At 56.6% G+C, this 6,586-nt stretch carries 8 protein-coding genes; all 8 read left to right on the forward strand.

The window, feature by feature from the left end:
• The first annotated feature begins 21 nt into the window (after window positions 1–21).
• Window positions 22–972 (forward strand): DUF2303 family protein, encoded by a 951-nt coding sequence (locus AUQ43_RS02420; protein WP_062954047.1) that lies wholly within the window; start codon window positions 22–24, stop codon window positions 970–972.
• A gap of 57 nt (window positions 973–1,029) precedes the next feature.
• Entirely contained in the window at window positions 1,030–1,641 is a 612-nt protein-coding gene (locus AUQ43_RS02425) for a hypothetical protein (RefSeq protein WP_062954048.1), read from the forward strand.
• Window positions 1,638–1,832, forward strand: coding sequence for a hypothetical protein (locus AUQ43_RS02430; RefSeq protein ID WP_062954049.1), 195 nt, complete (start codon window positions 1,638–1,640; stop codon window positions 1,830–1,832). The genes AUQ43_RS02425 and AUQ43_RS02430 overlap by 4 nt, the downstream gene beginning before the upstream one ends.
• 112 nt (window positions 1,833–1,944) lie before the next feature.
• The gene (locus AUQ43_RS02435) at window positions 1,945–2,619 is read left to right on the forward strand and encodes a hypothetical protein (protein ID WP_062954050.1); all 675 of its coding nucleotides are present in this window, start codon (window positions 1,945–1,947) and stop codon (window positions 2,617–2,619) included.
• Window positions 2,619–3,365 carry an ASCH domain-containing protein gene (locus tag AUQ43_RS02440; RefSeq protein ID WP_062954051.1) on the forward strand — a complete coding sequence of 249 codons (747 nt, stop codon included), beginning with the start codon at window positions 2,619–2,621 and terminating at the stop codon, window positions 3,363–3,365. Before AUQ43_RS02435 ends, AUQ43_RS02440 begins: the two co-directional genes overlap by 1 nt.
• Entirely contained in the window at window positions 3,362–4,738 is a 1,377-nt protein-coding gene (locus AUQ43_RS02445) for a DNA cytosine methyltransferase (RefSeq protein WP_062954052.1), read from the forward strand. Before AUQ43_RS02440 ends, AUQ43_RS02445 begins: the two co-directional genes overlap by 4 nt.
• A gap of 73 nt (window positions 4,739–4,811) precedes the next feature.
• The gene (locus AUQ43_RS20210) at window positions 4,812–4,970 is read left to right on the forward strand and encodes a hypothetical protein (RefSeq protein WP_157088422.1); all 159 of its coding nucleotides are present in this window, start codon (window positions 4,812–4,814) and stop codon (window positions 4,968–4,970) included.
• Between the two features lie 9 nt (window positions 4,971–4,979).
• Window positions 4,980–6,586 (forward strand): recombinase family protein (locus AUQ43_RS20215; RefSeq protein ID WP_157088423.1); only part of this gene is annotated, 1,607 nt, incomplete at its 3' end.

A 6,586-nucleotide genomic window follows, 5' to 3' on the forward strand; every position in this document is an offset into this window, starting at 1 on the left:
CCGAGACAACGGAACATCACAATGACCACCGATGCAAAACCACTTTTCCAGACCGAGACCGAGGCGGCGCACAAGCTGACCGCGAAGTTCAGCGACCACAAGGTCGTTGACCTGAAACACGACGGACACAACGTCCCGGTTCTAATCCTGCCGGATGGCCGCAATGCAGCCAGCATCCAGCACTTTATCGACGAGATCCGCGAACATCCGAAGCGCCGCAAAGGCACAAGCGCGATGCAGGATCTCGACAGCTTTGTCGCCATGACCAACCGCTTCAAAGGTGATTTCAGTGCTGTTTTCGGTACCTGCAACGCGGAAAGCGCCGATCTGTCACTGACCACCGTGTTTGACTACCACGACCCGTCCGAAAACAAGGACGGCATCCCGCGCTTTATGGACCACAAATGCATTTACCGCTTCCCGGTCTCCGATGAATGGAAAGCTTGGATGTCGATGAACGACAACTGGCTTGATCAGAACCAGTTTGCCGAGTTCCTCGAAGAACACATTATCGATGTCGCGGCACCACCCGCCTTTGACAGCAAACCGGACATGACCGAGTTCGACAAGCATCTGCTTAATCTGGTTTCGACGCTTGAAAGCAAGTTCACCGGGCCGAGCGGCATCCTTGAGCTTTCCCGGGGGCTGATCATCCGGACCGAGGAAAAATTCGAATCCCGCCAGAAGCTCGCGACCGGCGAACTTGCTATCACGTTCAGCAACGAACACCGGGACGAGCAAGGCGGCAAACTCAAGGTGCCGGACCTTTTCCTGATCAACATCCCGGTCTTCAAGAACGGCGCCAACTACCTGATCCCGGTACGCCTGCGCTTCCGCAAGGACGGCGCAAATCTTGTTTGGAAGTTCCTGCTGCACCGGACCGAGCTGATCGTGAACCACGCCTTCGAGGAAGGCTGCGCAAAGGTCAAAGACGAAACCAATCTCCCCCTGTTTATCGGCTACCCCGAGTAAGCCAGGTCAACATTCCCCGGCGGCACCGCGCCGCCGGGACACCCGAAAGGACCTATCATGAACACCCTTGTCCTAACCGTACATGGCCGCAAAATCGACCTTCTGGCACCGCGCCCGGAAGACATCTATTGGCCCGATGTCTGTTTTTCGCTTGCCAACATCAACCGGTTTACCGGGCACACCACAATCCCGGTCGCACAGCATTCCGTCATTGTTTGCGATCTGGTCGCTGACTTCGCCAAGCCGCACGCGCTTATCCATGACGCCAAGGAATACGCCAAAGGCGATGACAGCACCCCCAAGCAGGACGCAGAGAAGATCGCGTTCTTTGAGCAATTCCCGCCCGATGTGCGCGACATGCTTATGAAGTCCTACCCCAACCTCAAAATGGGCCGCGAGATCATCGAGGAACGGGTCGACGCTGCTATCCATGCTGCCGCCGGTCTGGAATGGCCAGTGCCGCCCCAGATTGTTGCCGAGATCAAGCGCGCCGATCTGATTTCGCTCGCGACCGAAAGCCGCGACAACCTGCCCGAACAAGTTGGCGACCAGACGATCCGCCCGATCACCCCGACGATCAAACCGATGCCACCGACCGAGGCGCAACACCTGTTTGCCAACCGCCTGCAGATCATGCTGCCGGCACTGAATGACGGCATCGCGGCATGACCGATCAAAGCAAACACATGCGCGGCGACGAGATCCTGCTTTTAGCCGAGATCAAAGCCGCCACTGCCATGCGCGAAGCGTTCGAAAGCCTTGAGGCCTATATCGAACGATTTCCCGGCGCGCCCATCAATCGCGACGAATTTATCCGACGGGTTGGCCTTCGGGCCACCAATCAGGACGACGCGGCCTAGCGCCGCCTCGTTCCGCAGGACGGCGGCACGCCGGTTTCCCCACCGGCATCCCTCAACCCAAAACCCGCCAGTGCCGCCGTCCTACGCGACGAGAACGAAAGGAAACAGAACCATGCCCGATATCTTTGAAAACAACGCACTCGCCTATGAAGACGCCAAGCGCACCGTTGCCGAGTTCGAAGGCACCACGATCGCCGATGACTTCAAGATCCGTGCCGTCGAACACCTGATCAAAACCGATCCACTCGCGGCACTCTATGACGCGCTCGACGCCGCCGACCTTGCCAGCCATGAACCGGGACCTGGCTTTCTTGATCAGCTCGAAACCTTCTGCAAGCTGGCGACAAAGGTCACCATTGCCGATGACGGCGAACAAACCTCACGCCTTGTCCGGTTTCTGGTCTCGATCGCAAGCGATCTTTACCACACTGCCCGGGTTGCCCGCCCGGAAACGGGCATCAATCCCGACCGGTACCGCAAACCGCTTGAACGGCTCGCAAACGAGATCTGGGGCAACGAGCTTCTGTTTGCCCATCGCCTGCAGGACGGAAGCGACTACAAGATTGCGTTTCAAGCTGGCGAAATCAGCAAAAACGGGATGTATCCGATCCAATACAACTATCAGGACGATAGCAGACCGCAGGACACAAGCATCCTGATCAACCCGCGTCAAACCAGCACCGAAGCCCGAAGGCTCGCAAACGCCATGAACCGGTGCCTCAAACTCACACCGATGCAGGTCGAGGCAATCACCACAGGCGAAACCCGAAACAGCGAGGCCGCATAATGAAAGCGATAACCATCTGGCAACCATACGCGTCGCTTGTCGCCGAAAATTTCAAGAAAATTGAAACACGGGGATGGCAAACCCACTACCGGGGACAAATCGCCATTCACGCCGCGAAGAAACCCTTCAAGGAAGTAGATTTCCTAGACAACCTTCTTGAGCTGCAATCCGCATCCAACCAGAAGCCAGACGAGGCACAGGCCGTTATCGATTGGTATCATTGCAATCGAAAATCCGGATTTCAGACCAGCGCCATTATCGCGGTCGCATATCTGGAAGCTGTAATACCGACCGAGGACCTGACCGACGAGGGCCTTCTGTGCCCTGTAGAATACGCACTTGGCGGGTACGGACCAGAGCGATTTGGCTGGTGCTTTTCAAATATCAAAAAACTGGAAAATCCAGTCATAACGAACGGCAAACAAGGGATTTGGAACCTAAGCCCATCGCTGACTGTCGAAACCCTAAAGCAGCTACTGAGCCGCGATGCTCAGATCGTTGCCCAATCACTTTTCGGCCTCGGGAAAAACAGCAGCGTCACTTTCCAGACGCCTTCAAGAATAACTCCCCGAACATCGATCGCGATCAATGAACTGATCAATGCCGGCATGGTCGTGCGCGACATGGATTGGCATGAAAGCATCAGAGTTTTCAAGGGAACCGAGAACATCGGAAACCCGCGCCGCGACTTCAAACCCGTCGAAGAGAACGAAGACTTCGCTATCGTCAAGGGAGACGCAGCATGAAATACCTATCGGTCTGCGCAGGCATAGAAGCCGCCAGCGTGGCATGGCATGACCTTGGCTGGGAGCCGGTCCTTTTGAGCGAGATAGAGAATTTCCCGCGCAAAGTTCTTGCCCATCGCCAGAACGCCATTGACGCCCGCAAGACCGGGGCTGCGGCGCGCGGTGTGCCACTTTGGGGTGATTTCACGGCCATGAGGCCACGCTTTATGAAAAGGTTGGGGATTGATGGAACAATTGAACTTGTTGTCGGCGGCACCCCCTGTCAGGACTTCTCGGTCGCAGGAAAGCGCGCAGGACTGGATGGCGCGCGTGGTAACCTTACCCTCGAATTTGCCCACCTTCTGCGCCGAACAAAGCCCCGCTGGTTCGTTTGGGAAAATGTCCCAGGCGCATTCTCTCTTAACAGTGGAAAAGATTTCGCAGCCGTCCTTGCACGATTTGCAGGGCATGCCCCCGGATCTGCCTTTGCAGTGCCAAAGGAAGGATGGCGAAATTCCGGCGTCGTCCCGCCTGCTGGTCCCGGATGTTACGGGCTTGCCTGGCGCGTGCTGGACGCTCAATACGTGCGCATGGACAGCGCCCCCGGAGCAGTGCCACATCAGCGAAAACGTCTGTTCATTGTCGGATATCTTGGAGACTGGCGACCTGCCGCCGCGGTACTTCTTGAGCGCGAAAGCATGTGCGGGAATCCTCCGCCGCGCCGCAAGCCGGGGCAAGGCGCTACCCACGATATTGCACCGAGCCTTACGGCGAGTGGCCGGGGCGTTGAACGCAACGGCGAAAGCCGCGGACAAGATCCGGTAGTTGTTCACGGCTTTGGCGGCGGAAACACCAACGGCCCGATCGATGCCGCGGCCTGCCTGACTGCCAAGGGACAGCGCATCGACTTCGAAATCGAAACCTTTGTTGTCTCTCCTCAGGAAGAAAACGACAACATCCCGCTAGCCTTCGATTGCAAGGCGTCAGGACGCAACGGCTTTGCAGTCGGGGACGTTGCGCCAACGTTACGCGCGATGGGAGCACTACACAGCCACCAGAATGCAGGCGGCCAAGTTGCCGTTGTAAACCGCGGTGAAGTGCGCCGCTTGACCCCCATGGAATGCGAACGCCTGCAAAACTTCCCCGATAATTACACCCTGATCCCGATGAATCGCCGCCGCCCGATCAGCTTTGAAGAAGCCAAATACTACTGGCGTCAGGCAGAACCCGGCATCAAGTGCTGGTGCGAAAACCGCAAATGGTACACCAACGCCGCCCCGGACGGCCCGCGCTACAAGGCGCTCGGCAACAGCATGGCTACCAACGTTATGCGCTGGATCGGCAAACGCATCGAAATGGTTGAACAGATCATCAATGAAAGGATCGCAGCATGACGGCGCGCAAGACCATTGCGCCAATCAATGCCACGTTTCTTCATCAAGGAATAGAGGTTGAGAACGAGAAATCATGAGCATCATCAACACGGATTTCCAGATCGACCGATCACAAATGAGCACAGAGCGCCAGATCATCCATCTGGCGGAGTGCCTTGCGCGTGCGCTCGCAGTGGCGCATCATAACGAAGAATTGGCGGACAAGACCAAAACGTCAGAACCGCAGGATTAAGACACGCCCATGAAAATCGCTGTTTACGCCCGATATTCGTCTGAGCTTCAAGACGAAAGGTCGATCGAAGACCAGATATCACTTTGCAATGATCACGCCGCGCGCCGCCTTGGAGGTGCCGTCACCAAGGTCTATGCCGACTACGCCATTTCCGGCGCGCATATCGCAAACAGACCGGAAGTGAACCAGTTACTTGAAGATGCTGCAGCTCGCAAATTTGACGTGGTTCTCGCCGAGGATCTCGATCGAATTTCGCGCGACCAAGAACATATCGCCAGCATATTCAAGCGACTGACTTTTGCCGGTGTCCGGATACATACGGTAGCCGATGGCGATATCAATGAAATGCATATCGGGCTCAAAGGCACCATGAGCGCGCTTTTCCTCAAAAACTTGGCGCTCAAGGTCAAGCGCGGCCTGACAGGACGCGTCAAGGAAGGAAGACACCCGGGCGGTCGAACCTACGGTTACGATATCACCAACCAAATCGCACCCGATGGCAGCGTCATCCGGGGGAAACGGCGCATCAACCCCGAGCAGGCAGAAGTCATCAAGCGGATTTTCCGAGAATACAACGCCGGTCGCTCCACCAGACAGATCGCCCGCGACCTGAACAAGGACAAGATCCCGGGACCTACTGGCAAAGAATGGACGGCCAGTACAATCAATGGCAATCGCCAGCGCCGACACGGGTTTCTATACACCGAGCTTTATGCAGGATTCTTGATCTATAACCGCGTGCATATGGTCAAAGATCCTGCCACGGGCAGAAGGCTGAGCCGGCCAAACCCGCCCGAGGAATGGATCGTAACCGAGGTCCCCGACCTGGCTATCATTGACCGCGCTGAATGGGACGCAGCTCAAGCACGGAAAGAAGCCAACAATCAGCACTGCCAGCTAAACAGAACGCACCGGCCCAAGCACCCGCTTAGCGGGTTGGTGAAGTGCGGAATTTGCGGCGGATCTTATACCATCGTATCCAAGGACGCGATGGCCTGCTCTGCAGCGCGCGAGCGTGGAACCTGCCACAACAAACACCGCATCAAGATGCCAGACCTGCAGAAGCGGGTCTTTGACGGCATCACCGGCAAGCTGATATCACCAGACGCACTCGAAGCCGCAATGACGGCATACCATCAGGAACGAACGCGCCTGCGTAAGATCGCCCGCTCGAATCTAAAAGCCCTGACCAAACGCAGGACCGAGATTTCTCACTCGATCAACAACATCGTGAATGCGATCGCATCTGGCCACGCGCCCGAATCCCTTACCGGCAAACTGATCGAACTCGAAGGGGAACTAAAATCGATTGAGGCGGAGCTGAATGTCATCGACAGCGAAGATAATGTCGTCGAAATTCACCCGAACGCCGTGCGGGAATACAAGCGGATGGTGAAGGACCTTACCTCAGCCCTCCGATCCGCAGCGGAACCGCACCGATCGGAAGCTATCGAGATCATTCGCGGATTGATCGACCACATCGAAGTATTCCCCACTGACAAACCGCGCGTAACCGACGTGCAGGTCTACGGAATCCTCGATGAAATAAAAAACCTCGCCGGACTTGCGTCGGGCGAGGTCTCAGTCCAAAGGACTGTCTCGTTGGTAGCGGAGGA

The organism is Thalassospira sp. MCCC 1A01148, assembly GCF_001613795.1.
GTDB lineage: Bacteria > Pseudomonadota > Alphaproteobacteria > Rhodospirillales > Thalassospiraceae > Thalassospira.